30 protein-coding genes are annotated in these 26,046 nt (G+C 47.8%); 20 read left to right on the forward strand and 10 right to left on the reverse strand.

Annotated elements, in window-relative coordinates; all coding sequences use genetic code 11:
* The first annotated feature begins 26 nt into the window (after positions 1 to 26).
* Genes ACFO4L_RS00740 through ACFO4L_RS00750 form a run of 3 tightly spaced genes read left to right on the forward strand, consistent with a single transcriptional unit; the run spans position 27 to position 2,574 of the window.
* Positions 27 to 1,061: a ribonucleotide-diphosphate reductase subunit beta gene (locus tag ACFO4L_RS00740; RefSeq protein WP_377907720.1), complete on the forward strand. Its 1,035-nt coding sequence runs from the start codon at positions 27 to 29 to the stop codon at positions 1,059 to 1,061.
* Positions 1,058 to 1,540, forward strand: a complete 483-nt coding sequence (locus ACFO4L_RS00745; RefSeq protein ID WP_377907721.1) for a flavodoxin domain-containing protein — start codon at positions 1,058 to 1,060, stop codon at positions 1,538 to 1,540. The genes ACFO4L_RS00740 and ACFO4L_RS00745 overlap by 4 nt, the downstream gene beginning before the upstream one ends.
* A 47-nt stretch (positions 1,541 to 1,587) precedes the next feature.
* Positions 1,588 to 2,574, forward strand: a complete 987-nt coding sequence (locus ACFO4L_RS00750; RefSeq protein ID WP_377907722.1) for an oxidoreductase — start codon at positions 1,588 to 1,590, stop codon at positions 2,572 to 2,574.
* A gap of 201 nt (positions 2,575 to 2,775) precedes the next feature.
* Here ACFO4L_RS00750 and ACFO4L_RS00755 read toward each other — a convergent pair whose 3' ends face one another.
* From ACFO4L_RS00755 to ACFO4L_RS00765, 3 genes are all read right to left on the reverse strand, one after another.
* The gene (locus ACFO4L_RS00755) at positions 2,776 to 3,309 is read right to left on the reverse strand and encodes a hypothetical protein (RefSeq protein WP_377907723.1); all 534 of its coding nucleotides are present in this window, start codon (positions 3,307 to 3,309) and stop codon (positions 2,776 to 2,778) included.
* 210 nt (positions 3,310 to 3,519) lie between these two features.
* Positions 3,520 to 3,900: a VOC family protein gene (locus ACFO4L_RS00760; RefSeq protein ID WP_377907724.1), complete on the reverse strand. Its 381-nt coding sequence runs from the start codon at positions 3,898 to 3,900 to the stop codon at positions 3,520 to 3,522.
* A 128-nt stretch (positions 3,901 to 4,028) separates the two neighbouring features.
* The gene (locus ACFO4L_RS00765; RefSeq protein WP_377907725.1) at positions 4,029 to 4,307 is read right to left on the reverse strand and encodes a hypothetical protein; all 279 of its coding nucleotides are present in this window, start codon (positions 4,305 to 4,307) and stop codon (positions 4,029 to 4,031) included.
* A gap of 160 nt (positions 4,308 to 4,467) precedes the next feature.
* Between ACFO4L_RS00765 and ACFO4L_RS00770 the strand changes: the two genes are divergently transcribed.
* Positions 4,468 to 5,157: a YjjG family noncanonical pyrimidine nucleotidase gene (locus ACFO4L_RS00770; RefSeq protein WP_377907726.1), complete on the forward strand. Its 690-nt coding sequence runs from the start codon at positions 4,468 to 4,470 to the stop codon at positions 5,155 to 5,157.
* 528 nt (positions 5,158 to 5,685) lie between these two features.
* Here the strand turns inward: ACFO4L_RS00770 and ACFO4L_RS00775 are convergent.
* Positions 5,686 to 6,669, reverse strand: coding sequence for a Gfo/Idh/MocA family protein (locus tag ACFO4L_RS00775; RefSeq protein ID WP_377907727.1), 984 nt, complete (start codon positions 6,667 to 6,669; stop codon positions 5,686 to 5,688).
* 185 nt (positions 6,670 to 6,854) lie between these two features.
* Between ACFO4L_RS00775 and ACFO4L_RS00780 the strand changes: the two genes are divergently transcribed.
* The gene (locus ACFO4L_RS00780) at positions 6,855 to 7,199 is read left to right on the forward strand and encodes a hypothetical protein (RefSeq protein ID WP_377907728.1); all 345 of its coding nucleotides are present in this window, start codon (positions 6,855 to 6,857) and stop codon (positions 7,197 to 7,199) included.
* Positions 7,200 to 7,383: 184 nt separating this feature from the next.
* Here the strand turns inward: ACFO4L_RS00780 and ACFO4L_RS00785 are convergent, their stop codons facing one another.
* Entirely contained in the window at positions 7,384 to 7,566 is a 183-nt protein-coding gene (locus ACFO4L_RS00785; protein ID WP_377907729.1) for a hypothetical protein, read from the reverse strand.
* A 107-nt stretch (positions 7,567 to 7,673) separates the two neighbouring features.
* On the opposite strand from ACFO4L_RS00785, the gene ACFO4L_RS00790 reads away from it, so the two are divergent.
* The gene (locus ACFO4L_RS00790; protein WP_377907730.1) at positions 7,674 to 8,372 is read left to right on the forward strand and encodes a YwaF family protein; all 699 of its coding nucleotides are present in this window, start codon (positions 7,674 to 7,676) and stop codon (positions 8,370 to 8,372) included.
* A gap of 51 nt (positions 8,373 to 8,423) precedes the next feature.
* Positions 8,424 to 8,891 carry a hypothetical protein gene (locus ACFO4L_RS00795; protein ID WP_377907731.1) on the forward strand — a complete coding sequence of 156 codons (468 nt, stop codon included), beginning with the start codon at positions 8,424 to 8,426 and terminating at the stop codon, positions 8,889 to 8,891.
* A 95-nt stretch (positions 8,892 to 8,986) separates the two neighbouring features.
* On the opposite strand, the gene ACFO4L_RS00800 is transcribed toward ACFO4L_RS00795, so the two are convergent.
* Positions 8,987 to 9,475 carry a hypothetical protein gene (locus ACFO4L_RS00800; RefSeq protein ID WP_377907732.1) on the reverse strand — a complete coding sequence of 163 codons (489 nt, stop codon included), beginning with the start codon at positions 9,473 to 9,475 and terminating at the stop codon, positions 8,987 to 8,989.
* Between the two features lie 86 nt (positions 9,476 to 9,561).
* Positions 9,562 to 9,834 carry a hypothetical protein gene (locus ACFO4L_RS00805; protein ID WP_377907733.1) on the reverse strand — a complete coding sequence of 91 codons (273 nt, stop codon included), beginning with the start codon at positions 9,832 to 9,834 and terminating at the stop codon, positions 9,562 to 9,564.
* A 177-nt stretch (positions 9,835 to 10,011) separates the two neighbouring features.
* Between ACFO4L_RS00805 and ACFO4L_RS00810 the strand changes: the two genes are divergently transcribed.
* The 8 genes from ACFO4L_RS00810 to treR all read left to right on the forward strand — a co-directional run bounded on the left by ACFO4L_RS00810 (position 10,012) and on the right by treR (position 18,283).
* Entirely contained in the window at positions 10,012 to 10,851 is an 840-nt protein-coding gene (locus tag ACFO4L_RS00810; protein ID WP_377907734.1) for a pirin family protein, read from the forward strand.
* Positions 10,852 to 10,933: 82 nt separating this feature from the next.
* Complete coding sequence (locus ACFO4L_RS00815; RefSeq protein ID WP_377907735.1) at positions 10,934 to 11,245, forward strand: hypothetical protein; 312 nt, start codon at positions 10,934 to 10,936, stop codon at positions 11,243 to 11,245.
* A gap of 115 nt (positions 11,246 to 11,360) precedes the next feature.
* Positions 11,361 to 11,639 carry a hypothetical protein gene (locus ACFO4L_RS00820; protein ID WP_377907736.1) on the forward strand — a complete coding sequence of 93 codons (279 nt, stop codon included), beginning with the start codon at positions 11,361 to 11,363 and terminating at the stop codon, positions 11,637 to 11,639.
* Positions 11,640 to 11,665: 26 nt separating this feature from the next.
* Positions 11,666 to 12,730, forward strand: coding sequence for a CdaR family transcriptional regulator (locus ACFO4L_RS00825; RefSeq protein ID WP_377907737.1), 1,065 nt, complete (start codon positions 11,666 to 11,668; stop codon positions 12,728 to 12,730).
* 91 nt (positions 12,731 to 12,821) lie between these two features.
* Positions 12,822 to 14,246: a glycolate oxidase subunit GlcD gene (gene glcD, locus ACFO4L_RS00830; RefSeq protein WP_377907738.1), complete on the forward strand. Its 1,425-nt coding sequence runs from the start codon at positions 12,822 to 12,824 to the stop codon at positions 14,244 to 14,246.
* 49 nt (positions 14,247 to 14,295) lie between these two features.
* Complete coding sequence (locus ACFO4L_RS00835; RefSeq protein WP_377907774.1) at positions 14,296 to 15,564, forward strand: (Fe-S)-binding protein; 1,269 nt, start codon at positions 14,296 to 14,298, stop codon at positions 15,562 to 15,564.
* A gap of 317 nt (positions 15,565 to 15,881) precedes the next feature.
* Positions 15,882 to 17,552, forward strand: coding sequence for an alpha,alpha-phosphotrehalase (gene treC / locus ACFO4L_RS00840; RefSeq protein WP_377907775.1), 1,671 nt, complete (start codon positions 15,882 to 15,884; stop codon positions 17,550 to 17,552).
* A 14-nt stretch (positions 17,553 to 17,566) separates the two neighbouring features.
* Positions 17,567 to 18,283 carry a trehalose operon repressor gene (gene treR / locus ACFO4L_RS00845; RefSeq protein WP_377907739.1) on the forward strand — a complete coding sequence of 239 codons (717 nt, stop codon included), beginning with the start codon at positions 17,567 to 17,569 and terminating at the stop codon, positions 18,281 to 18,283.
* 1,013 nt (positions 18,284 to 19,296) lie between these two features.
* Here treR and ACFO4L_RS00850 read toward each other — a convergent pair.
* Together ACFO4L_RS00850 and ACFO4L_RS00855 are read right to left on the reverse strand one after the other, a co-directional pair.
* Positions 19,297 to 20,160 (reverse strand): hypothetical protein, encoded by an 864-nt coding sequence (locus tag ACFO4L_RS00850; protein ID WP_377907740.1) that lies wholly within the window; start codon positions 20,158 to 20,160, stop codon positions 19,297 to 19,299.
* A 312-nt stretch (positions 20,161 to 20,472) separates the two neighbouring features.
* The gene (locus ACFO4L_RS00855; protein WP_377907741.1) at positions 20,473 to 21,378 is read right to left on the reverse strand and encodes a TIGR01777 family oxidoreductase; all 906 of its coding nucleotides are present in this window, start codon (positions 21,376 to 21,378) and stop codon (positions 20,473 to 20,475) included.
* Positions 21,379 to 21,458: 80 nt separating this feature from the next.
* On the opposite strand from ACFO4L_RS00855, the gene recX reads away from it, so the two are divergent.
* From recX to ACFO4L_RS00870, 3 genes are read left to right on the forward strand one after another with little or no spacing between them, the layout of a single operon-like run.
* Entirely contained in the window at positions 21,459 to 22,280 is an 822-nt protein-coding gene (gene recX / locus ACFO4L_RS00860; protein ID WP_377907742.1) for a recombination regulator RecX, read from the forward strand.
* A 51-nt stretch (positions 22,281 to 22,331) separates the two neighbouring features.
* Complete coding sequence (locus ACFO4L_RS00865; protein WP_377907743.1) at positions 22,332 to 22,655, forward strand: YfhH family protein; 324 nt, start codon at positions 22,332 to 22,334, stop codon at positions 22,653 to 22,655.
* Positions 22,656 to 22,658: 3 nt separating this feature from the next.
* A complete protein-coding gene (locus ACFO4L_RS00870; protein ID WP_377907744.1) occupies positions 22,659 to 22,925 on the forward strand; it encodes a YfhJ family protein in 267 nt (88 codons plus the stop codon).
* 92 nt (positions 22,926 to 23,017) lie between these two features.
* Here ACFO4L_RS00870 and ACFO4L_RS00875 read toward each other — a convergent pair whose 3' ends face one another.
* Complete coding sequence (locus tag ACFO4L_RS00875; protein WP_377907745.1) at positions 23,018 to 23,995, reverse strand: metal-dependent hydrolase; 978 nt, start codon at positions 23,993 to 23,995, stop codon at positions 23,018 to 23,020.
* An 81-nt stretch (positions 23,996 to 24,076) separates the two neighbouring features.
* Between ACFO4L_RS00875 and mutY the strand changes: the two genes are divergently transcribed.
* Both mutY and ACFO4L_RS00885 read left to right on the forward strand, forming a co-directional pair.
* Positions 24,077 to 25,105: an A/G-specific adenine glycosylase gene (mutY, locus tag ACFO4L_RS00880; protein ID WP_377907746.1), complete on the forward strand. Its 1,029-nt coding sequence runs from the start codon at positions 24,077 to 24,079 to the stop codon at positions 25,103 to 25,105.
* Complete coding sequence (locus tag ACFO4L_RS00885; RefSeq protein WP_377907747.1) at positions 25,105 to 25,863, forward strand: SDR family NAD(P)-dependent oxidoreductase; 759 nt, start codon at positions 25,105 to 25,107, stop codon at positions 25,861 to 25,863. The genes mutY and ACFO4L_RS00885 overlap by 1 nt, the downstream gene beginning before the upstream one ends.
* Positions 25,864 to 26,046 lie beyond the last annotated feature (183 nt).

A 26,046-nucleotide genomic window follows, 5' to 3' on the forward strand; every position in this document is an offset into this window, starting at 1 on the left:
AGCAAAACGAAAGGATGGAGCATACGATGACATTGACAAAAATGAAGCTGCTTGAGCCGGATCACGCGAATAAATCGACCGGCATTATAAACGGACGAGCTTCCGGCATTTTAAACTGGAACGATATCGCCTATCCGCAAATGTACGATATGTACCACGTTTTACTGTCTAACTTCTGGAAAGCGCAGGAGATTAACATGCAGGACGATATTAAACAGTGGGACGCCTTGTCTGACGCAGAAAAGGAGATTTTTTTAAAGGTCAATACGCAGCTGGCTTCACTCGACAGTCTGCAGACACCAACGATGTCGATGGTGCTTGATTATGTAAGCGATCCGAGCTTTAAAGCAGTATTTGCCGTGATCGCGCAGCAGGAAGCCGTACACAATGAATCGTACTCTTATGTCCTGAGTTCTCTCGTTTCCACCGATGAACAAAGAAAAGCATTTGATGACGCAAAAAATGATCCGCTCGTCCGAAAGCGAAATGCCCTTATTCTGGATTCCTATGAACGTTTCAGGAAGAACCCCTCACCTCAGCGTTTATTGGAGCTGTGTATTAACTCTGTCAATCTGGAAGGAATTTATTTTTATGCTGGATTTGCATTTTTTTATCACCTCGCCCGCAATCAAAAAATGGTCAAAACGAGTACGATGATCAGCTACATTCAGCGTGATGAAATGCAGCATGCCTATTTCATTTCCCAATTTATCCGAATTCTGATGGCTGAAAACGAAGAGCTTCGGACAGAGGAAAACGAAGCATTTATTTATGACACGATCGCTAAGGCGGTTGAGCTTGAAAAAGAGTGGGCCGCTGTCCTTTTGAAGGACATAAAAGGCATTGATACGAATGAATATGAAGCATATGTGGAATACCTCGCAGATAAGCGGTTCAGGCAGCTCGGTCTTTCCAACCTGTATCATCGTTCAGAAAACCCAATGCCGTGGATTCAAGTATTCAGTGACGACATGATGAATGAAACAAAATCAGATTTCTTTGAGCAGAAATCCAGAGCCTATACAAAAGTAACGGAGCAAAACGGGTTTGATGAGCTGTGATCGCGGTTCTTGTTCAATCGATGTCGGGGAATACGGATGAGCTTGCAGATTTAATTATTCAAAAGCTTCATGAGCGAGGCTGGTATGCAGAAAAAACGGCCGTTCGTGATCTGCCGGATGAATTGGATTTGCACCAAATCGAGGGGATTCTGTTCGGGACGTATACGTGGGGAAACGGCGAGATTCCCCGTCACATGAAGCCTGCACTGGATCGGATCAAATCACAGGATTTAACTGCAACGCCATGCGGCATATTTGGAACAGGTGATTCGTTCTATCCACATTTCTGCGGTGCGGTGGATCGGCTTCGTTCCTTATTGAAGCTAGTAACCGGGGCAGAGCCTCCTGTTCTGAAAGTGGAGCTGCTGCCCCAGCCTGATGACGAAGAGCGGATTGCTTCCTTCGTTCAGGCATACATGGAACATGTTGAATCGGTAAAGCAGTCACATTTTCAAAAACGGCAGGAATTGACGCGATGAAAGCGAATACACTGTAGAGAAACCAAAATCTGCAGAGGAGGCTCATCATGTCAGAACAGTTTTATGCGTTTCAGACTGAAGGAGAGGGAACGGGGTCACTGATTCAGCGGAATAAAGAAGACCTTCCTCAAGGAGAAGTACTGATTAAGGTTCATTATTCAGGTGTGAATTATAAAGACGGGCTTGCGCTCCATAAAAAAGCGAAAATTGCAAAGGACTATCCGATGGTACCTGGGATCGATCTGGCGGGAACCGTTGAGCATTCGGAATCTCCCGATTTCAGTAAAGGCCAACGGGTGATTTGCACGAGCTATGATCTCGGCACTGCCCACGACGGGGGCTACAGCCAGTTCGCGAGGGTGCCGGCTGCCTGGGTTGTGCCTCTTCCGGAAAACCTGTCTCTGCGTGAATCAATGATTATCGGCACTGCCGGTTTTACTGCAGCTTTGTCGATTCATCGTCTGGAACAAAATGGCCTGACCTCTGAAGATAAGCCGATACTGGTTACGGGAGCTTCAGGAGGTGTCGGCTCCATGGCTGTTGATATGCTGGCGGGAAGAGGCTACCATGTTACAGCGAGTACAGGACGTCTTGAAGAAGAAGCTTATTTGAAAAAGCTCGGTGCAGCAGAAGTGATTGGTCGGGAGGAGGTCACTCCTGAGAAGATCCGGCCTCTCGATAAACAAAAGTGGGCAGCAGCAGTAGATCCGACAGGAGGAAGCGTACTCGCGGCTATTTTAAGCAGCGTGAAGCAGCATGGAAGCGTTGCTGTATCTGGGCTTACGGCCGGGGTAGAAGTACCGACGACGGTGATGCCCTTCATTTTGAGAGGGGTGGATTTGCTTGGAATTGACTCAGCATACTGCCCGATGCCGCTTCGTAAAGAAGTCTGGTCCAGATGTGCTGGCAGCTTGAAGCCGTCCCATATGGAAGAAACAGCGACAGAGATCGGACTTGACGGGATTCAGCAGGCTCTTCACGATATTCTTAAAAGCAAAATCAGAGGCCGCGTGATTATCGACGTACAAAGGTAAGTGCTCCCTTTGCGTGTAGTGGCCAGCCGCATGCTATCGAAACAGCAAACGTAACGCCGGAGGTCTGGATGCGACCTCCGGCGTTACGTTCTGCGTTCCATCGAGAAGTGCGTTCCATTCAGGACTTTATTATAGGTGTTAAAAGCATCTTAACGTGCCGTAAAGTCCGGTCGTAGCGTCCACCTGGAAAGCTTGGACGCATTACGTAGGTTGCCGGCCTCCCTGGCTCTTTCTTGAGCGGAACAGATCCTGAAGCTGATCTTTTATCTGAAGCGACTGATTCTCAAGCTCTCGCAGCCGGGAAGTATTCACCCGGGGCTCGCGCCCGGTTTCCTGATGCTTCATGTCATCAATCAAGTAGAGGAAGAAGCCGTTTAAAAGCGGAATCCACCAGCCATTTAAATGATAATCGACGCTGTGTTCCTCCGGTTTAATGCTTGAGAGCGTAACGGTAGCAACCTTGATGCCGTCATCCTGGCCGAACTTGCCGTCAGCACCGCGTAAGTGCACATAAATATTCACGTAGTTGGACAGCGGAAAACGAAAAACAAGCAAAATATCGCGTGAGGCCTCATAAAAGACATAACGTCCCATTGAACCCGCACCGCCTAAAATGTCAGTCGCATCCATAAACGAATCCCGTTCCTGTACGGCCTTAATGATGTAAGGAGAATCTGTAATGCGGAATTCCGGAATCTGCCAAGTCTGATACGTACGGTAAAACAGTCCAAACATTTGATCATCATTCCTCCCTGCAGCCCGCGGAGGCTGAGAAGCAGGTTACAGTCATAGCAGCTTAGAAAGAGTAGGTGGTAGACCTCTGCAAGGCATGATTTCAGTTTACGTACAGTTTACCATACCCGGTTTAAGGCCTGTATCAATCTGCTTATTAAAAAATAGCTCTAAGGAAAGGGGCTCTTCCCTATCCATAGAGCTATTTGCCCGTCAGAGGGAAGGGTCTTCGGTAACTTCCAGCAGTTCGACCCTGTTGCCAAACGGATCACGGAATTCGAAGCGTTCCATTCCGGGGACAGGGACCGATTCTTCCGGCACAAGGCCTTGTGCTCGAAGTGTTTCTTTCCAAGCTTCCAAGCCGGTTACTTCATAAGCAAGATGTGCTTTCGTTGCGCTTCTTGCATCCCCGTCTTCTGTACCTACGTGAACCTGCAGGTTTCCGGCGTGAAGCCAAAACCCGCCTCTGCCTTTTAGAGCTTCCGGTTTTTCCATTTCCTCTAAGCCAAGCAATTCACAGTAAAACTGCCGGCCTTCCTGTTCACGTCCTTTAGGGATCGTAATTTGAGCATGGTGCAATCCTTGAATCTGCATCGATTGAATTCCTCCTCATCGTGGTAACGTTTGAACAGCCAGTGGCGTTAAAACAAGGGGCATACACTTTTCTTTTCTGGGCATGCTTCATCAAGCGTTATTTCCTCTCAAATGAGGAAATAAGGGTACTATTGCTGGGCAGGAGTTCCTTGAAACATCCAAGCAAGATAGAATGCGATGATGATATACGCGGTTGGAAGCATCGTAACGACGATCCCCCACGTTCTCATACGCGGCTTTGTCTGCCAGATGATCCCTGTGATCCATATTGCAGCAAGCAGGAAATAATACCATCTGGAGGGTATGAGCCGGGATTCTTCAAATGCAGCTCCGCTCATCCAAATCACAAATACAAAGACAACAGCACCCGTCAGGATATTGCTGATATAACGGAGCAATCGAATCATAGGCGGCCTCCTGATTCATTCGGATATCGAATGATACATCCTTTATTCTAACGCAATTGGCAATAAACGGATATAGCGAACGTGAAACGGCAATTCTCAAAGAGAACCTAACATGCGTATGGTATACTAAACGAAAATCAAATGCTGCAGGGGGAACAGGATGAGAACGATGTTATTCGATTTGGATGATACGCTGCTCGATTTTAAACGATCAGCTGAGCAGTCGCTTCATCAGGTTTTTCACGCATATGGATTACCGTTTAATCAGGACGTTCGTGATTACTATCAGAAAACGAATCGTTCCTTATGGGAGCAATATGAACAAGGAAAAGTAAAAAAAGAGTATGTGATTACCGAGCGGTTCAACCGAACCTTCGCTGCCTTTGGGAAAAAAGGATCCGGGGAACGGGCAGACCGGATGTTCCGTCAGGGGCTGGAAGAACATGTATACTTAGTCGACGGTGCCGAACAAATACTGGATTATCTGTCGTATCATGCAGTGATCTGTGCGGTGACAAACGGGATAGGCGATACACAGAGGCGCAGGCTTAAAAAAGCAGGCCTGATGGACCAGTTTGATCAGCTTTTCATATCCGGTGATATTGGCAGTGCGAAACCGTCCAATCATTTCTTTGATCACGTTTTTGCAGTACTCGATCAGCCAGACCGCAGTCAGACTGCTATCATCGGCGACAGCCTGGCAGCCGACATTGAAGGTGGCTTTCGTGCGGGAATAAAGACGGTCTGGTTTAATCCGGAGCAGCATAAGGTTCCTCACAACGCAGATGCAGAGATTCATCGGCTTCAGGAGCTGGAAAAGCTCGACTTCACTGTACAGAAACCTATGTAAAAACAGGCTTTCAGACTGTTGAAGAAGTCTTTCAACTTACATGTGTAAGCGAAATGACTCTGCTTGTTGAAGAACAACGTCATAACAGGCGGACGCGACTGCTTTTTTTCCATTTATCATGAATTCGATGAAGGCCTGGCATCCCTATTTAACTTCGAAACGTCTCATGGGAAGCTCTATCCGTATGGAAGCCGATCGTGCCTTCATAACCAGGCTCGTGAAACGTATGATCAGCTGCCGGCATCGAAGGATCTCGGCTCAGAACGAGGCGAAGATCCGGCGGACAGCAGGAGGGAAAGCCGAGCTCGTTCCCTTCAGGAAGCGAAATTCCGCAGCTACAGGCAGATGCAATGATATTCACTTTAATTGACTTTATCCACGCTCTGGAAGCCCGGACTGATTACAGGTCCGGGCTTTCCTGCTTTTGACTATGTTTCGTTTGAAACACAGAATGGAGGAGGATGAAAAAACAGATTGATTGAATGGTCCCTGTGCAGCACACGTCCGGCCAAGAAACCGTGTTGATGATCAGCCTTGTTCTTGAGATGCATATACTGCTTCAATCACCTTCATGTTGTTATGTGTACTCTCCGGTGTGTAGACCGGCTCCGTACCATCGAGCAGACACTGGGAAAAATGCTCCACCTGGAGAGTGAACTGATTGCCTGCAAACGATCTGCGCTCTATTTCCTTACCATTTTCATCTTTTATGATGACCAGGCCTTCGCCGTTATCTGGATTCTGATCCGGGCGGAACGCATAGGGGACTTCTATCCGGCCTTTCGTTCCGGACACTTCATACCGGTTCAAAGCAGACTCGTTAAAGCTGCAGTCGATAACGGCATCAATTTCCGGAAACGTTAGAATCGCAGAGGTAGAAATATCTACTCCTGTTTCACTCTGCCTGCGCCCTGTACCGACAACCGCCTCCGGCTCCTGATCGATAATGTGCCGGCAGGCATGTACGCAGTAACAGCCAACATCATAAAGGCTGCCGCCGCCTAAGGAAGAATCCAGCCGAATGTTCGAGCTGGTCAGATCCAACGGGAATGAAAAGGAGGCACGCATTTTTTGAATCGTACCGATCGTCCCTATAGCGATCTGTTCCTTTACATAGCTGTGCTGCGGATGAAACTGATACATAAATCCTTCCATCCACGTCATACCGGTTTCTTTTCCTGCCTCACGGATCTCACGGATATCGTCAGAAGTAACGGCTGCAGGTTTTTCTACCAGCACATGCTTGCCGTGATGCATGGCTTTTATGACCCATTCCTTATGAAGGGCATTTGGGAGGGGAATATAAACAGCGTCTACTTCAGGATCATTCAGAAGCGCTTCGTAGGAATCATGATGGACTGCGGCTCCCCATTCTGCGGCTGTAGCAGCAGCTTTGCCGCTTCCGCTTGCAACGGCATATAGCATTGCATTTCCGGCCTCTTTAATAGCCGGAACCATCTGCTTGCGTGCAATTCCTGCTGTACTGAGTATTCCCCATTTGATTTGCTGCATCGTTGATTCCTCCTTTAAGAGTTAACTGCATCATCCTAGACCAATTCCATACGAACGTCCGGATTCCTGCAAGATTTGTCTATTTTAGACTAAATGGAATGGGTGAGAGTAAGAAGTACGGTTTGAAGCTTGTGAGGGCTGGGAATAGGTTGGTACTTAACATGCTATTACGGGAGGGGACTGCGATGATCAGGATGGCAGCTGTCACACTTTTGCTCAGCAGTCTGTTTCTGCCAGGGTGCCTGCATTCCTCAGTGCCTGAAGAACCTCCGCAGCTCTCTGGAACGGTTGTCGACCATCAGCATGGACAAGGGCGTATTCAAATACGTATCAATGATGAAGAAGACCAGCAGCTGGTATGGCTGATTGAACATTTGGATTCAGTCATTTTATCGCCAGAAGAAGAACCGCTTTCCATTTCTTCAATCCGAAGGGGCATGGAAGTAAACGTATGGATCATCGAGCGGGAAGAACTTGAAGGACAGCCGAGGGCTGTGATTGATACGATGATTGTTTACGACAGCAATTAAAAAGACAGAAATAAGCGTCTGCTTCATCCCTGTCTTCATGTCCAATTTATACATGTATAATGGCAGTAATCGGGTTAACGGCTGTCAGATAATCATATACAAAAATACGTGCATCTGCTAAGTCCACAGCTTGTAAAATGGCTTTTACAGCTGATCATTCGTCCAGCACCAGACAAAGTGCAGCTTATTTTAACAGCATTTTAACGGAAAAATCTTTATAAGCCTCTTTCAGTTCATCGTAAAAAACACGTGCAGACTGAAGATCACCTGCTGAAAGCTCCTCCAATGCCTGACCGTTTCTAGGATCCATAATGTGCTGAGTCTCACCTTCTGCATCGAGTACAATCAGGGAATATTGCTTATCCAAGAATGACCACTCCTTTCTAAGTTGACTTAAAGATAGGTAACTAGTACGACTATAACCGGCTTTTTGCGATTGTAAACGTCTGGATAGAAAAAACAGGAGGGATTCCAGTGTTTTTTGGCGGAGATGCTTCAGAAGCCCCGTTCACCATGTTCGACTGGCAGCATATATCCGCTCTGGCACTGCTTATCGGTGCCATCCTATTCGTGCGGTTAAATCAGAATCGTTCACCAAATAGAAGGCTGGAATGGACGGCCGCCCTGCTGCTTGCCGGAATGGAGGTCTGGTATCAGCTCTGGCTGCTGATGACCGAAAGGTGGGAAGTCCACCATGCCCTTCCACTTGAACTGAGCAACATCATGGTTATATGTACAATTATCCTCCTGCTCACAAGAAATCAATTCGTCTTTGAAGTAGTATTTATGGCTGGAATTGCGAGTGCTTTAATGGCCTTTTTAACACCGGTGCTCTCGTTTGGACTGCCTCACGCCCGTTTTTTTCATTTTTTCCTGACACATGGTGCCGTCATCATAACAGGCTTTTACTTTCTCTGGGTGCACCGCTATTCTCTTTCATTCCGCTCCGTCTGGCTGACACTGCTGCTGCTTAATGTGCTTCTTCCATTTATATGGATCATTAACAGAGCAACTGGGGGGAACTACTGGTTTATTATGGACAGACCGGATGGTACCAGCCTGCTTGATTTATTCGGAGGACAGCCCTGGCACATTATCGGCATGGAAGCAACAGCAGCTGCAGCTTTCCTGCTCTTGTGGATGCTGTTTGGAGACTGGCGTAAAAAGCCTTAACCGTGATAAGGTAACGAAGGATGTTTAATTGATGCAGGGGGGAAGAATGGAATGATGTTGAAAAGCAGGCGCCTGTATTTAATCCTGTCCGGTGGATTGATCGGTGCTGCCGCTGTGGCGCTGCTTCTGATTCATACAGGGGGAGTATACCCTGGAACGGTGCAGTATGAAGAGCAGGGAGAGGAAGTACAGTTTGAGCGAGGTGTTTTTCAGCCGGAGCGGTTCACCATAAATACAGCAAATGCAGATGAAACGAGTGAATTCCTGACCGTTCTGGCGATGGCGCAGGCTGATGAGCTGGAAAGAGCAGCCGGGTCAAGTGTGGTATTGCTTGCAGCAGCAGGTGCTGCTGTTTTATACGCCCTTCGAATGAACAGTGAGACGAGGGGCAGGCGAACCATAGCTGTCATCCTCATTCTTGCTGCGGTGTTTATTATGCTGTATGTGTTCGTCAGCTACCCGACGATGATGGAGGCTCCAGCCGAAACGCTTGAGCTGTTGGAGACAGAAACGTCATAAAACAGATTCTGGACAACCACGAACCTGTCAAAAAAGACCCGGTCCCTTTCATAAGAGGGGGCCGGGTCTTTTTTTGTTGTCAAGTACAGGAGCGCTTACTCTTCAGGTACGTGTGGTTCGATTTCGGATTCACCGTCCATCGTATCCTGATCCATTAAATACAAATAAGGACGGTCAGGCTCGTCGTCAAACACAACTTCAAACATGAAGATCGGATGCGTCTCTACTTGGCTTCTATTCATTTCCCATTCCCTTTCCGGATATTCCTCTTCCAAATGGGAGGAAAGAGCAGCCTCCCGCTCCGGCAGCTCCGTATAAATCAGCTGGTACGGACGAACAAGCCAAAAGGTTACGCCTACAAGAATGACAGCAAAAAAGAGCGTGATGGAGATGCCTGTCACAAGCTTTAAACGGCGTGGGATGAATATCGCTAGTGCTAAAAACATGGCGGCAAGTGCTGCGGTGGCAATAGCCATGACTGTTTCGACAGGGTGTGCATAGTCTGCTATGTAAGTCTGATAAAAAATAATCGATGCGATCAGAGCAGCCGCAAATAAGATAGCAGCTGTAACGGTTAATTTCATCTTGTCAGCTCCTTCATAAAAAACGTGCAGATTGGCAGCAAGCCACAAAAAATACCGGAATAAAAACTTCTTCCGGCGAAGACGAATTACATATAGGACGCGTAATAAAAAATGAGGGCAGTCCATAAAAGAGGTAAAGCATTAATCATGGCAGCGCGGCGCGGATGCTCCAGTGACTTCCATGCATAAACGGCGCACAATCCTGCTACAACAGGGAAGAGGGTAGTCAGGCTGAAAAACATGACGTTCCATAAGTGAAAGCCAGCATCAAGCGTCATAAGTGCAATAAGCCAAACAATCACCCAAGCGGGAATTGCTGCCCCGTACAGCAGCTGAAGTGAAATCAAATATATTTTCACATCCACTGAACCTCCTGCGATGGATTCACACGCTTTTTATTAGTATAGCACGAAATGGAGAAGCGTCACTATATGCTCACAAGGAAGGTGAAAATCAATAGGCTTACTTTTTGTAAGTTGAAGATAGATGTGGTATAAAGGTAAAACAGTGATGTTAAAGAAAGGAGCCGTTCATCGATGAATTTACGAACAGTGAAAGATTTTTGGCACGTGCAATATCGAAATCCGGGACTTCCGCATATGCAGCAAGGATTCGTGCTGCCACCGGAGAAAATGACGGAAGTAGATCCGTTTTTATTAATGGCAGAAGACTGGTTTAAACGCGGAGTATTCTCCGATCATCCTCACCGGGGATTTCAAACGATCACCTACGTCATAGACGGAAGACTGGAGCATAGTGACAATGCAGGAGGTTACTCCATTCTGGATGCTGGCGACGTACAGTATATGAATGCAGGTGGTGCAGCGAGACATGCTGAGGAAGCATACAACGATGATTTAATTCATACGCTGCAGCTGTGGCTGAACCTTCCGAAACAAGAGAAGTTTTCGGACACTTTTTACCAAAACATTCGTCTTGAAGACGCACCGCTCGTCGATATCCAGGGCGGACATTTGCGTATTTACAGTGGAGAATTTAACGGCGTAAAAGGGCCGGCTGAAAGCGTGTATCCATTTCGAATGGCAGAGCTTTATCTGGAAGAGGGCGCGGAATACACGATCCCATTTCCCGGAGACGAATTTGTGTTCAGCTACGTGCTGGCTGGCTCCGTGAAGGCTGGAGAGTCTGAAGCGCAGATGGAGCGCTCCGGCACAGCGGTTTATGAAACGCCTGGGGAAGGTGAAACGGGGGTGCGCATAAAGGCAGCTTCAAGAATGCGAATGCTGTTTTACTCTGGTAAACCAATTCAGGAGCCGGTAGCTGCAGGCGGTCCATTCGTTATGAATACAGAAGAAGAGCTCGAGCAGGCGATGATGGATTATAGGCAGGGAAAATTCGGACCTTCGTCTCAATAGATAAGTGATTGAAAATTCTGAAAACGGGTATAGGTGGTTATCAGTCCTTGACTGTACATCATTGTGCAAGGAGGAGAACACCATGACTACCACTCAGCTTGTCCTTTTTGTAATGCCGGTTATCAGTCTGTTTGTTGGGTTTGGAGCAGGCTTTTTGATTCGAAATCAATATATAACGCTGCTGGCTCTCCCGCTTACTGTTGTTCTGATGCACGCTGTCGTTGTCTTCCCTATCATGCAGTTCGCCTATGCCGTCTGGCTGATCACAGCGCTTATGGTATCCGGTATGATTATGGTTCCGGCAGCCCTTCTGGGAGAAGATCTCCGCAGACGATTCGACCGCTACCGAACCAAAGATGTCACGTATCCATCTGAAAAGCAAGTGATTAAGTAAGTGAAGGATTGACCACTTATAACGCACGCCGAAAGCGCTCCGGTAAACAAACCGGTGCGCTTTTTTTAGGTACGCAGGGATATGCTATACTAAATCCGTGAAAGAGGTGGATCAGATGAAAAAATGCCCAGCCTGTTATGCAGAGCTGTCATACAGCGACTTGCTGCAAATCAATCGCAGTACAGTTTGCAAAGCCTGCAGTAAGAAGCTAGTCCCTACGACAAAATCGAGAAGAATGCAGGGCTTGCTGCTGATTGGATCGGTCGGTGCAGCTTATCTTATTGGAGAAGTTGTAAACGCAGACAGCGGAGCATCTCTCGTGCTGCTGGCCGTTGCTCTTGTTGCCGCATACTTAGCCTCACCTGCGGTTGTCAGTCTTCAGGAAAGCGAGTAATTAGAACGATGTAAAACGGGAAGGCGGTGAATGATCTGGTTATCTCCGACGATCTCGCTGCGAGAATCGTAGCCGAAGCATCCGACGTCATTGAAGAAGAAATCATTGTGATTGATAAAGATGGCTATATTACCGCAGCTACAGACTCCGGCAGAATCGGGACCCGGCATCTTCCGGGACGGGAAGTGATGATCACCGGAGAAGCGAAAACGATCAGTGAATCGGAGGCGCAAACGGATCCTTCAGTGAGAGCGGGAACAGTGCTTCCGCTTGGGTTTCGAGGAAGCATCATCGGAGTCCTCGGTATAACAGGGAGCAGGGAAAAGACTGCTACGTATGGTGCACTTCTTCAAAAAATGACGGAATTACTTATCGAAAAGCTGTTTAGTGCAGAAGCGCTCCGGCTTCGCTGGTATGCAGGAGAAAGGCTGTTGCACGGGCTGCTTGCAGCAAAAGAAAACTCTGAGGAGCAAAAGCGGATTGCCAGCCGGATCGGGCTTAATGATGACGATTTCTACAGCTTACTCATCGTGCAAATGGTACAGCCCGAACCAGAAGAGATCCCCTATCCGGAGCAGTTTGCCGGCTTTTTAACAAAATGGCGCTATGATCAGTACGTTTGTATATGGGCAAGTGACCAGGCGGAGCAGCTTTCCAGTCAGTTCATGAATTATTTGGACAAGCATGATGCAGTAGTGGAACGTGCCGGACTTTCACGGCCAGGGATGGATTTTGCAAATATGCTTGAAGAAGCAGAAACAGCAGCGCAGCATTCAGCTGGAGAATTAATTATCTATCAAATGCTGTCGCTGGAACTCTTGCTGCACGATTTGACTGATCGGACGAAGAAGAAGCTGATGGAGGACACTGCCCTGAGTAATGATACAGCTCTTCGCAGGACGGTCGAGGCGTTCATACAAGAGGGCTATTCGTTAAAACGCACAGCAGCCGTGCTCGACGTGCACGTGAACACCGTTCAGTACAGACTTGCCAAACTGGAAGATCTTACTGGACTTTCGTGGAAACGGGGAGAAGACTTGGCAGTGCTTGTGATCGCCGTGAAATTGTTAAATCAGCCAAAAAAACAATAAAAATATTACCTGTAATTAGCAGAAGTGATATACCATTTTCTCCCTTCTTTGCGTATACTCAAGTATAAACAGCGCAGAGAGGGGATTTTTTATGCTGGATCAAACAGTTAAGGATCAACTGACGGCTATTACAGGGGTGGAACGTTTCTCAGATACACATGAACAGAGGCTCGTCTATTCTTATGACGCAACGCCTGGTTTCCAGTCCGAGCCTGACGGTGTAATCAGACCTGCATCGGTTCAGGAAGTACAAGCGATTATAAACGTCTGCCGAGAGCACCATATCCCTATCATTCCGCGCGGCTCGGGAACGAACCTGTGTGCCGGTACGGTGCCGTCACAAGGTGGGATCGTCATGGTATTCACGCACATGAATCGAATTTTGGAGGTCGATAAGGAAAACTTGACGATGACCGTTCAGCCGGGAGTCATCACACTTGATATTACCAAACGGGCGGAGGCGGAAGGGCTGTTTTATCCACCGGATCCGAGCTCGATGAAAATATCTACGATCGCTGGCAATATTAATGAGAATTCCGGCGGCCTCAGAGGATTAAAGTATGGAGTAACGAAGGACTATGTACTTGGTCTGGAAGCGGTGCTCGCAAACGGTGAAGTGATACGTACAGGGGGCAAGCTCGCGAAGGATACGGCAGGATATGATTTTACAAAACTTTTGACGGGAGCAGAAGGAACGCTCGGTATCGTGACAGAGGCTATTTTAAAGCTCGTGCCAAAACCGGAAACGAAAAAAACGGCGCTGGCCCTTTTTCCTAACATGGAACAGGCGGCAGAATCAGTTTCTGCGATCATTGCCGATAAAATCATTCCTGCAACCCTCGAATTCGTAGACCAGCCAACGCTTCAAGCGGTAGAAGATTTTGCTGAAATCGGCCTGCCTGTAGATGCAGGAGCGGTTCTCTTAATGGAGCAGGACGGCGACCCGGAAGTGGTAAACCGGCATATGGAAGCCATGCAGCAGTTATGCAAAAAGTATGGAGCGATTTCAGTCCGCCTTGCTCAGAATGAAGAAGAAGCACTAGCATTAACCGAGGCGAGACGATCCGCTCTAACAGCGCTTGCGCGAAGAAGGCCGACGACGCTGCTGGAGGATGCCACAGTTCCGCGCTCCAAGCTCGCCGAAATGGTCCGCTTTATCGAAGAGACAGCAGCTGCCTATGAGGTGGAAATTTGTACGTTTGGTCATGCCGGGGATGGGAATCTTCATCCTACGTGTATGACGGATGTTCGAAATCATGCTGAGATGGAGCGAGTAGAAGAGGCTTTTGCGGCTATTTTTGCAAAAGCAGTGGATCTCGGAGGAACGATTACCGGTGAACACGGCGTCGGCGAAATGAAAGCGCCTTACCTGGAATGGAAGCTCGGTCAGGCTGGGGTGGATGCGATGAAAGCAGTAAAGCAGGCGCTTGATCCGGACAATATTTTAAATCCTGGAAAAATATTTGCAAAGGATACGAAAAAACGTATTGTGCTGGGAGGCGGAACACGTGAGTAAGACATCGCTTCAACAAGAATTTCAGAGCCGTATTGATTATGAGGAACTGATGAACTGCACGAGATGTGGATTTTGTCTGCCCTCTTGCCCGACATATATACAAACCGGCGGAAATGAGGCAAGCTCTCCGCGTGGAAGAATTGCGTTGATGAAGGCTGTTGCAGATGGTAAAAAGGAGCCGGACGAGGAAGTGGAGGCTCAGCTGAATGAGTGTCTGGGCTGTCGAGCTTGCGAACCTGCGTGTCCGTCAGGCGTCAATTATGGTCATATTCTGGAGCAGGCCAGAGCCGTTATTCAGGAGCATAAACGCTACTCGGTCCCGGTTCGTGTCCTGCGAAAGACAGTGTTTCAGTGGCTCTTTTTAGATCGGCGCAGAATGGAAACGGTTCACCGAATGAGGTGGATGTATGAAAAGACCCCCGTGCAAAAGCTGATGCAAAAAAGCGGAGCGTTTCGCCTGCTGCCGGGAGAAGCAGCGCTGATGGAGCGAATCATGCCTGAAGCAGCTCCTCCAAAGCAGGCTCTTCGTCCGCCGGTACTGGCAGTGCGGCAGCAGCAACCTCTAAAAAAAGTGGTCTTTTTTGACGGATGCTTAATGAGTACGATGTTCACAGAAACGAATCAGAATACGCTCTATTTGCTTGAGAAAAGCGGATGTGAAGTAGTTGTTCCTGATACGCAGCAGTGCTGCGGAGCCCTGCATGCTCATGCTGGTGAGGCGGATGGAGCAAAAAAACTTGCTAAAACGAACATCGAAGCCTTTGAACAAATCGAGGCTGACTTTATTGTTACCAATGCAGGCGGCTGCGGGGCAGGATTAAAGGAATATCCTTTTTTACTGAAGGAGGAGCCCGAATGGTGTGAACGGGCAAAAGTTTTCTCTGAGAAAGTGGGCGACATCAGTACGCTGCTTGCAGAGCTGGAGCTTCCGCCGATGAAGCTGGACGCTGAGCTGGTAACGTATCAGCCGTCCTGTCACTTGGAAAACGTGATGAAGGAGAAGGGAAACGTGGAAGCATTGCTGCGGCGCATAGAAGGCGTTACCTATGCAGCTATGCCAGATAAGGAACAGTGCTGCGGCTCGGCTGGTATTTACAACCTGGTGCAGCCGAGAATGGCAATGAAAATTTTAGACAAAAAGATGGCAGATGTTCGTCATGTTCAGGCCAGCGTAATCGTGACATCGAATCCAGGCTGTCTGCTGCAGATGAAAGCAGGGATTGAACGAGAGGGACTGGCTGACAGCGTGAAAGCGGTCCACATCGTCGATCTGGCAGCAGAAGCTTTAAAGCAGGCAGAAAGCGGCGTTACCACATAAGATGAAAACCATCCGGGCGACTCGGATGGTTTTTTCTCATGGAAAGAAACGGTCCAAGTATGCAAGTTGAGCCGCTTGAACGCTGTCCTGTTTCTGTGACTAAAAACGAGTTCGCGGTATCCGCGGTAAAGGGACTCATTTGTGAAACCTGATAGCAGCGGCTTATAGAAATAAAGCTGGAAGTCGTTCCAAAAAAGACGCTTGTCTGCAGCCGGCAGAGGGAAAGGAATCGTAGCAGAGGTGCAGCTTTACTATCTTGTATATACAAGTTATAATGCAGGCAGATACCGATATGAGGAGGCTGACACATGAATACAATGCAGGAATGGTGGCGCAGAGCCGTCGTCTATCAAATTTATCCGAAAAGCTTTAATGATACTACAGGAAACGGTACGGGAGACTTGCAGGGGATCATTGAGAAGCTCGATTATTTACAAACGCTTGGAGTGGATGTCATATGGCTGACACCTCCGTACAAATCCCCGCAGCGCGACAACGGGTATGACATAAGTGATTATTTCAGTATACATGAGGAATACGGAAGCATGGAAGATTTTGACCGGCTGCTTGAAGAAGCACATTCCCGTGATATTAAGCTGATTATGGATATTGTTGTAAATCATACGTCTACGGAACACGAATGGTTTCGAGACGCAGCCTCGTCTAAGGACAGCGCCTATCGAAACTATTATATCTGGAAAGACCCGATAAACGGGGCAGAGCCGACGAACTGGCAGTCTAAATTTGGCGGCAACGCCTGGCAGTTTGATGAAAAAACAGGTCAGTATTATCTGCATTTGTTTGATGTAACCCAGGCGGACCTAAATTGGGAAAATGAACAGCTGAGACAGGACGTTTATGATATGATGCACTTCTGGTTTAAAAAGGGAGTAGACGGCTTCCGGCTGGACGTGATTAATTTAATATCCAAAGATCAGCGCTTTCCCAATGATGATGGCTTAACAGCACCAGGGGACGGCAGAAAGTTTTATACAGATGGCCCCCGTGTGCACGAGTTTATGCAGGAAATGAATCGGGAGGTCTTCTCCCATTATGACGCAATGACAGTTGGAGAAATGAGCTCCACGACGATAGATCATTGCATCAACTATACACGGCCGGACCGGAATGAGCTCAGCATGACGTTTAATTTCCACCATCTGAAGGTGGACTATCCGAATGGAGAAAAATGGGCGCTCGCCGATTTTGATTTTTATGCTTTAAAACAGATTTTATCAGAATGGCAAGTTCGCATGCATGAAGGCGGCGGCTGGAATGCCCTGTTCTGGTGCAACCACGATCAGCCGCGTGTTGTTACGCGCTATGGCGATGATGGACGCTACCATCGCGAGTCTGCCAAAATGCTCGCAGCCTGTATGCATCTGATGCAGGGAACCCCGTATATTTATCAGGGAGAAGAATTTGGCATGACCGATCCTGGGTTTGAAAGCATTGAGAGCTATCGAGACGTAGAAACATTAAACTATTACCAGGCAAAAAAAGCGGAAGGAAAAACGGACGATGAAGTGATGCCTGTTATTCGTGCAAAATCCCGTGACAATTCCAGAACGCCGGTTCAATGGAATGCAGAGCGGCACGGCGGCTTTACTACAGGAACACCGTGGATACCTGCTGCGGCCAACTATGAAACCATTAATGCAGAAGCAGCACTGCAGGATCCGAATTCAATCTTCTACTTTTATAAGCAGCTGATTCAGCTGCGTAAAGAATATGATATTATTACGTACGGAAGCTATGAACTGCTCAGCCCGGATGACCAGAATGTGTTTGCCTACGTAAGGCGCTATCAAGAAGAAGCCCTGATTGTATTAAACAACTTTTATGGCGAGGACGTGTTGTTCCCGGTTCCGGAAGAGTTTCAACCAGCGCAGGCTGAGCGGCTGATTGGCAACTACGAACGTACCAGCTGGAACGATACGATCCGGCTTAAGCCATACGAAACAGCCGCTTTTATTTTGACCAGGTAGGGCAGGTGGACGCCATGCAGAATAAATATCTGCAGATTTATAAGGAGATAGCGGATCAAATTCAAGGCGGAGGCTTTGAAGCTGGCAGCAAGCTTCCGTCTGAGCATGATCTTGTTGAGCAGTTCCAAACATCGAGAGAGACCATTCGCAAAGCACTGAACCAGCTCGCTCAAAACGGCTTCATTCAAAAAGTGCAGGGCAAAGGATCGATTGTACTGGATGCAAGGAAGTTTGACTTCCCTGTTTCCGGACTCGTCAGCTTTACAGAGCTTGCCGGCATGCTTGGCGGGAACGCAGTGACCGAGGTGAAAAAGCTGGAGCTGATTCATCCGGATAAAAGCTTGCAGGGTGCGCTGCAGGCTTCGCCGGAATCCGAAGTCTGGGAGGTTCACCGAATTCGTGAAATCGACGGAGAGCGCATTATTTTTGATAAAGACTTCTTTAAAAAGATGTACGTTGAGCAGTTAACAGAAGACATTTGCCGCGGTTCCATTTATGAATATATTGAAAAAGAGCTTGGCATGGCGATCAGCTTTGCACGAAAAGAAATCACCGTGGAAGCCCCAACGGAGGAAGATAGAGGTTATCTTGATTTGGAAGGCTACGATACCGTAGTAGTGGTGAAGAACTTCGTCTATTTTGATGATGCCAGTCTGTTTCAATATACAGAGTCGAGACACCGGCCGGATAAGTTCAAATTCGTCGACTTCGCAAGAAGAACAAAAGCATGATAACGAAGCCGAGAAGTCGATTTATTCATGGTTCCCGCTTTCTCGCAGATTACGATTGATGAACAGCCCAGGGCGATGATCGAACTAACCGTCCACGAGCGATAAAAGGGGTATTATTAGAAGAGAATAGGGGGTAACTCAGCATGTTTTTGGACGCTGACTTGCTTCCGGCTTCCCGATCAGGTAGGCTGGTGGCTACCAACAACGGAAGGAACACCATGCTAGAGAACATCACGGACATTGCAAACGCGCTGATTGCAGCAGGTTCGCTGTTCGTTAGCTACCCCGTTTATCGGGAGACGAAAAAGGACGACTGACGACGAAAGGGGCTGTCCCATAAGTCGATATTATCGATGGGACAGCCCCTTTTTGGCTTGTTAATGACGGAAAAAGAATGCTCAGAGTGTTGATATAGTCATTTCAGGTGCATCACGTTGCATCTGCCTGTAACTGCAAACACTCGCTTTCTGGAAGGAAGGGGCTCTGCTTTTCCTTCTGCTGTCCGCCGGCTCTTCGCCTCGTTCTGAACCGAGGTCCTCCGATGTCGGCAGCTGGCAGTCCGTCTCACGTACATGGTTAGGCCTGCACGATCGGCTTCATACAGATCGAACCTTCCCGAGGAGACGTTTTGATGTTGAATCGGGGTGTCCGTCCTTCATCAAATTCATGGTAAACGTAAAAAAAGCAGTCGCGTCTGCCGGTTGAGACGTTGTTCTCCAGGAAGCAGAGCCGTTTCCCCGATGTGTGCAGCGTGCCCGTGGAAGCCGCGCCGTTCTCCCTCTATACAGGGGGCACCCTGAGAAATAGCTGAAGGAAAGCCCGCGTCAGGTTCGTTAAGCAGAGGGGAAGTACAACCAAACGAATAAACATGTAAGTTGAAAGACTTTTTCAACAGCCTGGCATGGTTTTTTGTTAGGTGTTACGTCATTGCGCACGTTCGGTCTGCCGGCGGTTGATGATCAGCAAAAAGACCGGCCGCAAAAATGCGGACCGGTCTAAAGCTTGCAGTGAAGCTATTTTTTCAATGATTGGACAATCGCCTGCTTCAGCTTTTTATCTACGGTAATGGTATACAGCCATTCCTTCATTGACTGATCTTTTTCCTGCTTGACGCGTCTGGATAAGATACGAAGGAGATTTTTCAGCGTGCTCCGGCCGTAACGGCGATCAATTTGTTCAGCTGTGACGAGAAGCTGCTCCATTTCTTTTTCGTTCTCCATAGGAACAACCCCGGCTGTCTCCTGCAAAAAGGCCTCCAATACAGCTCCCTGCTTCACAGCAAAGTAATCAGCAGACACTTTCTCAATCAGCTCGGGATGTTGATCTGTATAAAAACCGAGTGTCGGCACAAGATCATCCAGGCGGTGCATCTTTAGGTATTCATACGTTTTTTTCGGGTTAGCTGTCCCGGTCGCTTCGAGCAGCGTATTCATAATAAGTGAATCCGGTGCGCCGTCCTCTTCGCGTTGAAGTGCGATTAATCTTGACGGCCATCCATTTTTAATGTCTTCAAGATGCTCGTCGAGAAGAAGCTTCACAATTTTTTTGTTTTTCTTCTTTGCATCCTCTTCACTTTTCAATGCGTCCTTTAAATCATCTTGTGTCATCCGGTGCTGCTTTCTCCTGGACTGCATCACCCGGAACTGTTCGACCGCTTCACCTGAAGCTTTCGTCGTACGGTTGGAGAGATAGAAGGAGTCTAAAAAACGTCCGTTGTAATCGAGTGACCCAAAAATCACCGGATTTTCATGTTCAAATAACAACACGTCGACAGACCGTTTTCCTTTCTTATCTTCGTATTTTACGACGTAATATTGTTTCTTTTCACCGTCCATGTAAACTTTTTTTCCTAAAAAGCTTGGAGGCAGGGCTGGCATGTACATCTCTCCCTTCAGAAACTGTCAGTTTCACGTTCTCTCTCTATCTTACCTGACCTGCAGGCTTATGTGTAGGATAGTCTGCCAGAAATATGCAGGGGTACGTATGAGATCGAGCAGAACATCCCGCTGAAAATCCGGCTGAAACATTGAGACAAGCGGATTTTAGGACGTTTATCTGAAAAGGATGTACCGGAATCATGTATTTTTGCTGAATGCTTGTTCAAGCAGGCTAACCGCTCAAGACGTTGAAAATAAACAAAGAAAGCCACCCGCAGATGCACATACGGGCGGCTTTTCGGCGATGAGAGATCAGTGGCCGATTAGATCATAAAGGGCTTCGTCAAGAACGGGGAATGAGAATTCGAACTCATGATCCAGCAGCTTTTGCGGAACAGCCTGCTGACCTTCTAAAATGAGCACACTCATATCACCGAGGGCAAGTTTGACAAGGTTGGACGGGACAGGAGCCCAAAACGGCCGGTTTAAAACATCAGCCAAGGTTTTTCCAAATACTTCATTTTTTTCAGGTGACGGCGCGGTGACGTTTACCGGTCCGGAAAATGCTTTATTTTCGATGCAGTGGAGGATGGCGCGGGCAGCGTCTTCAATGTGGATCCATGACATCCACTGCTGACCGGTGCCGATTCGGCCGCCTCCGCCGAGCTTGAATGCAGGGAGCATTTTTTTGAGAGCACCGCCTTCTCCGGACAGGATGACGCCGAATCTGGTTTTAACAACGCGCACGTTTTCCGGTGCTGCTTCTGCTTCTTCTTCCCACCGTACGACAACATCAGCCAGGAAATCATCCCCAGGCTCGGTGTCGGCCTCGGTAAACGTTTCTGTAAAAGATGTGCCGTAATATCCGACGGCTGATCCGTTGACCAGCACTTCAGGTTTTTGCTCCAATGCCGATAAAATACGGATGGTTTCACGGGTTGCGTCAATTCGACTGTCAAGAATTTCTTGTTTTTTATCTTCTGTCCAACGTCCGGAATTTAAGTTTTCTCCTGCAAGGTTAACAAACGCATCGATCCCTTCCAGCTGTTTTTCAGGTTCTGCTGAAGCAGTTAGCCATTCTACATAAAAAATACCGTCAGACGGTTTTTTATTATGCGGGTTACGGGTGAGGATGTATACGTCATGCCCTTTATATAACAATTTTTTGGTAAGTTCTTTGCCGAGCAGCCCGGAGCCGCCTGCGATTGCTACTTTCATTACAACCCCTCCTGGTTTAAGGTTATGTATAGTATTCCTTAATCTCACTCAGTTGAAACGTAGGAACGGAGGGAACGGTTGTGCCTAAAATCGCAAAGATAACGGCTGCTAAAAAAACGAAGCAGCGATACCACATTCATTTAGAAAAGAACGGGAAAGAAGAGTATGCGTTCTCCGTCTCAGAAGATATGATTGTTTCGGAAGACTTGATGAAAGGAAAAGAACTGACAGAAGAAGATATTTCCCGGCTCAAATCACGAGACGAAATAGAAAAAGTGTATCAGCGTGCGTTAAATTATTTGTCTTACCGGATGCGTTCAGAGAAAGAGTTGAAGGACTATATTCTTGGCCACGAGCATGTGGAAGAAGAAGATGCTTTCGAAATGATTCAACGGCTGCGCAAGCTTGATTTTGTGAACGACGGACGTTTTGCTGAAGCATTCGTCCGCACGAGAAAGGATCAGTCCAAAAAAGGCCCGCGCACGATCAGACAGGAACTCAAGCAAAAAGGGATATCTGAAAAGGAGATGGAGAATGCGATGGAACAGTATGGTGAGGAAGAAGCAGTGGAGCTCGCGGTTGAACTGATTGAAAAAAAGCAGAAATCCTACAAGCGTGAATCACGCCGCCGAAAAGAACAGAAGCTGATGCAGTTTCTGCTGCAAAAGGGGTATTCCATGGAGACCGCATCGAAAGCTCTCCAGCAGGCAGATATTGAGTCGGATGAGGAAGAGGAGCTGGCAGCTGTCAGAGTGCAGGGGGAGAAGCTGTGGCGCAAGCATCAGTCTAAAGCGGATTGGGAACGAAAGCAGCGAGTCAAGCAGGGCCTTTATCAAAAAGGGTTCCCGTCGGAACATATCGAGATTTTTCTCGAAGAAATAGAAAGCTCAGATTCTTTATGACAGCTTGTCATACACGTATACTGATAGTATCGGGAAAGGAGATTGATGACCGTGAGCAAACAATACAGTAAAATGTCCCGTGAAGAACTTGAGGCGGAGATTAAAGAACTCCGGGTCGCTGCGCAAAAGGCCGAAGCGAAAGGAATGATTAATGAATACGCTGTTCATGAACGCAAGATTCTGATGGCAGAAGCATACATGCTGGATCCTGATACATTTCGCTCCGGGGAAACGTATCCGATTGCAAACAGCGGAGGAGAATCGTTTACGATTAAGTATATGAATGGGGTATTCGCCTGGGGCTGGAGAGATGGTAACAGCGGTCTGGAAGCGGTGCCTATTTCTGTTTTAACGAGAGAAGATAGGGGGTTATAACTGATGCAGGACTCTTTGGAGAGGCTCATCAATCGGCTGCTGGAGCAGAACGAACAGCTCTCCTATTCTGAAGCGAGGACATGGGTGGAGCTTTTATGGGAGGACTTCGAAGCAACATATGCTAAAGCAGGCCATTCATATAAAGGCAGAGAGATGACGGAAAAAGTGCTGATTCAATGGATTGATAATTATGGTTCAGAGCTTCATGAAGTATTAAAAAACAATCCGCGCTATCAGAAGTGGTTCGATCAAAAGCGATTTTTTCACTGATTATGTTGCAAATCCGTAAACGTACCCTGCGAAAAGTCACTGCCGGACTTCCACTTTAAAAAAACGCCCCGCCTGCTGGTGCGGGACGCTTTTCAGGAAGCATAATGCAGCTTTCGTTTAAGCGAATCAGTGTTGTAAATCCAGCCGGTATAGGAGCTGAGCGGCTCCAGGTTCTCATCCAGTCTGACAATGGCGACAAACGGATAATACCCTTTACTTCGGTACCTGAGGTCAACGAATTTAACAGAGTAGCCGTGTGGTTCGATAGAGACTGCCCACCGGTATGCCGGAGAAAACGACAGAAATGCCTGCAGGTTATCATCGTGCCTGGCCGCATCGATAACTGGATCTTCTGGAATTGGTTCAAACGGATACGTTTCAAAATAGGTAAGCTTTTGCCTGCGCCATTCTGCTACAAACATGAGATGATCCGTGCGGACTACGATATGCCACCTTGACCAGCGGAATGTCGGTGACGTAAAAATGTGCGTAGCGTCCGGGTGCTCCAGGTGGACAGCTTTATAAACCTTGCGCTGCTCCCTTATTCTCCACACGTAGTAGCCGGCTATCACGACAAACATGGCGAGGAAGGTCCAGCCCGGGTGAGCCCCGAATCTCCAGGCTACAATCGCGGCAATATGCATGATAAAAATAAATGGATCGAAAATATTGATGACGCCGAGTGCGAGCCATTTGCGGTAGATCGGGGAAAAAGCCTTTGTTCCATACGCGTTAAAGATATCAATAAATACATGAAGAAACACGGCAAAAAAGGTCCACATCCACACATGATACAAATTCAGAGGCGGCATGATCATAAACAGCATGATCGTAATGAGCGTCGGCCAAATAAACCAGAAGGGAACAGAGTGCGTAACGCCCCGATGGTTTTTAATATAAACGGCGTTATTTTTTAATTTTAATACAGTATCAAAATCCGGAGCCTGAGATCCGACGATGGCTCCGATCATGACTGCCTGAGTCATTGCGGGGTTTTGGGATACGACCGGGTCCAGGGTAGCGAGCCCGCCGATTGCTACTCCCATGACGACATGAGTTGCTGTATCCATAAGGTTCCCTCCATCAGCAGATCCTGTAAGTATACATAAGTGTACCCTTTTTTCTACTGTTTCAAAAGAGGAGTTTTCAACGTGCAAATTATAGATACGAAAAAATTCCAGTCCGATCTGCTGGACTGGTACGATAACGAAAAGCGTGACCTGCCTTGGAGAAGGGAAAGAGATCCCTACCGGATCTGGGTATCCGAAATCATGCTTCAGCAAACAAAAGTGGATACGGTTATTCCCTATTACGAACGCTTTTTGACAAAATTCCCTACGCTTGAAGCTCTTGCCGATGCAGATGAAGAAGACGTACTGAAAGCATGGGAAGGGCTTGGCTACTATTCGAGAGCGCGAAACCTTCATCAAGCTGTGAAAGAGGTTAGAGATGACTACAACGGCATCGTGCCCTCTACAGAAAAGGAGATCGCTGCGCTGAAGGGTGTCGGACCGTATACGGCCGGAGCTGTTTTGTCGATCGCATACAACGTTCCGGCTCCAGCGGTAGATGGAAACGTCATGCGGGTGCTGTCCCGGATCTTTTCCATTTATGACGATATTGCAAAGCCGGCTTCCCGAAAAAAGTTTGAAGCGATTACGCGTGATTTACTGCCGGAAAATAGAGCGGGCGATTACACACAGGCTTTGATGGAGCTGGGTGCTGTCGTATGTCTTCCGCGAAAGCCTGCCTGCCTGCTTTGTCCAGTCGCAGAGCACTGCTCGGCCAGAAAGGAAGGCGTACAGGAATTTCTGCCAGTAAAAGCTAAGAAAAAAGCTCCGCGTTCTGTTCAACTTTCAGTAGGTGTTGTTCGGGACAGCAGGGGCCGCTACCTGGTAGAAAAGCGTCCCGATACCGGCCTGCTTGCAGGCATGTGGCAATTTCCACATTCTGAAGAGGGGCTGGACGGGCTGCCGGCTGTCGATGAAAGCAGCTGGGAAAACCTCACCCAAATCAGACACGTTTTTTCCCATCTTGTTTGGGAAATGGATGTATACCAAACCGTACACGATGTACAAAAGCTTGAGAAGGCACAGCAGCTGCTAACGGTTGATGAATTGAAGCAAAAAGCGTTTCCTGTGTCGCACCAAAAAATAATAGCCTTACTGGAGGAATCATGATGGAATTGAACCTTACTAATAAACGAGTACTTATTACAGGCGGATCAAAAGGAATCGGCTACGGTATTGCAGAGGCATTTATAAAAGAAGGTGCCAGGACAGCTGTTATTGCGAGAGGAGGAGACGCTTTAAAGCAGGCCGCTTCTGAGCTTTCTGGACTACAAACGATTCAGGCGGACGTATCGAACGAGGCGGAGCGCGAAAAGAGCTTTAATGAAGCTCTACGTTTACTCGGCGGCATTGATATTCTTGTTAACAATGCCGGAGGATCCGCCGGGAGCACGCACCTTGATACACCGGTCGATACGTTTCGCGGAGCGATGGAGCTGAACTATTTTTCAGCGCTGCATTATGCCCAGCTTGCCTGCGCTGAAATGAAGCAGCATGGCGGCGGAGCCATCCTCAATATTTCATCCATCTTTGGACGGGAGTCCGGCGGGAAGCCGAGCTATAACAGCGCCAAGGCTGCCATGATCAGCATGACAAAATCACTCGCTGATGAGGTAATACAAGACGGGATCCGCGTAAACGGAATCGCGCCGGGCTCCATCCTGCATCCGACTGGCAATTGGCAGAAGCGGCTCGATGAAAATCCGGAAAAGATAAACCGATTTGTCGAGCAGGAAATTCCCGCGGGCCGATTTGGAACTGTGGAAGAAGTAGCGGATACGGCTGTTTTTCTCTGCTCAGAGAGAGCTTCATGGATCGTTGGAGCTACACTGAATGTAGACGGCGGTCAATCGCGATCCAATTTCTAATTCATATCTAGAACGGAAACTTTCGTTCTCATGATGAGTCTCCTGCTCATGAGGTTGTGACATAAAAGAATATTAATTGCGGTATTTACTTGACAATTAGTTATTTTTTATTGATATATATTAACATTGTGTTAATTTTTGCGCTCGGATGTGATACAGTAAGATAAAAGCAATGTGAGGAGA

The sequence above is a fragment of the Bacillus daqingensis genome, assembly GCF_042654445.1.
GTDB lineage: Bacteria > Bacillota > Bacilli > Bacillales > Salisediminibacteriaceae > Alkalicoccus > Alkalicoccus luteus.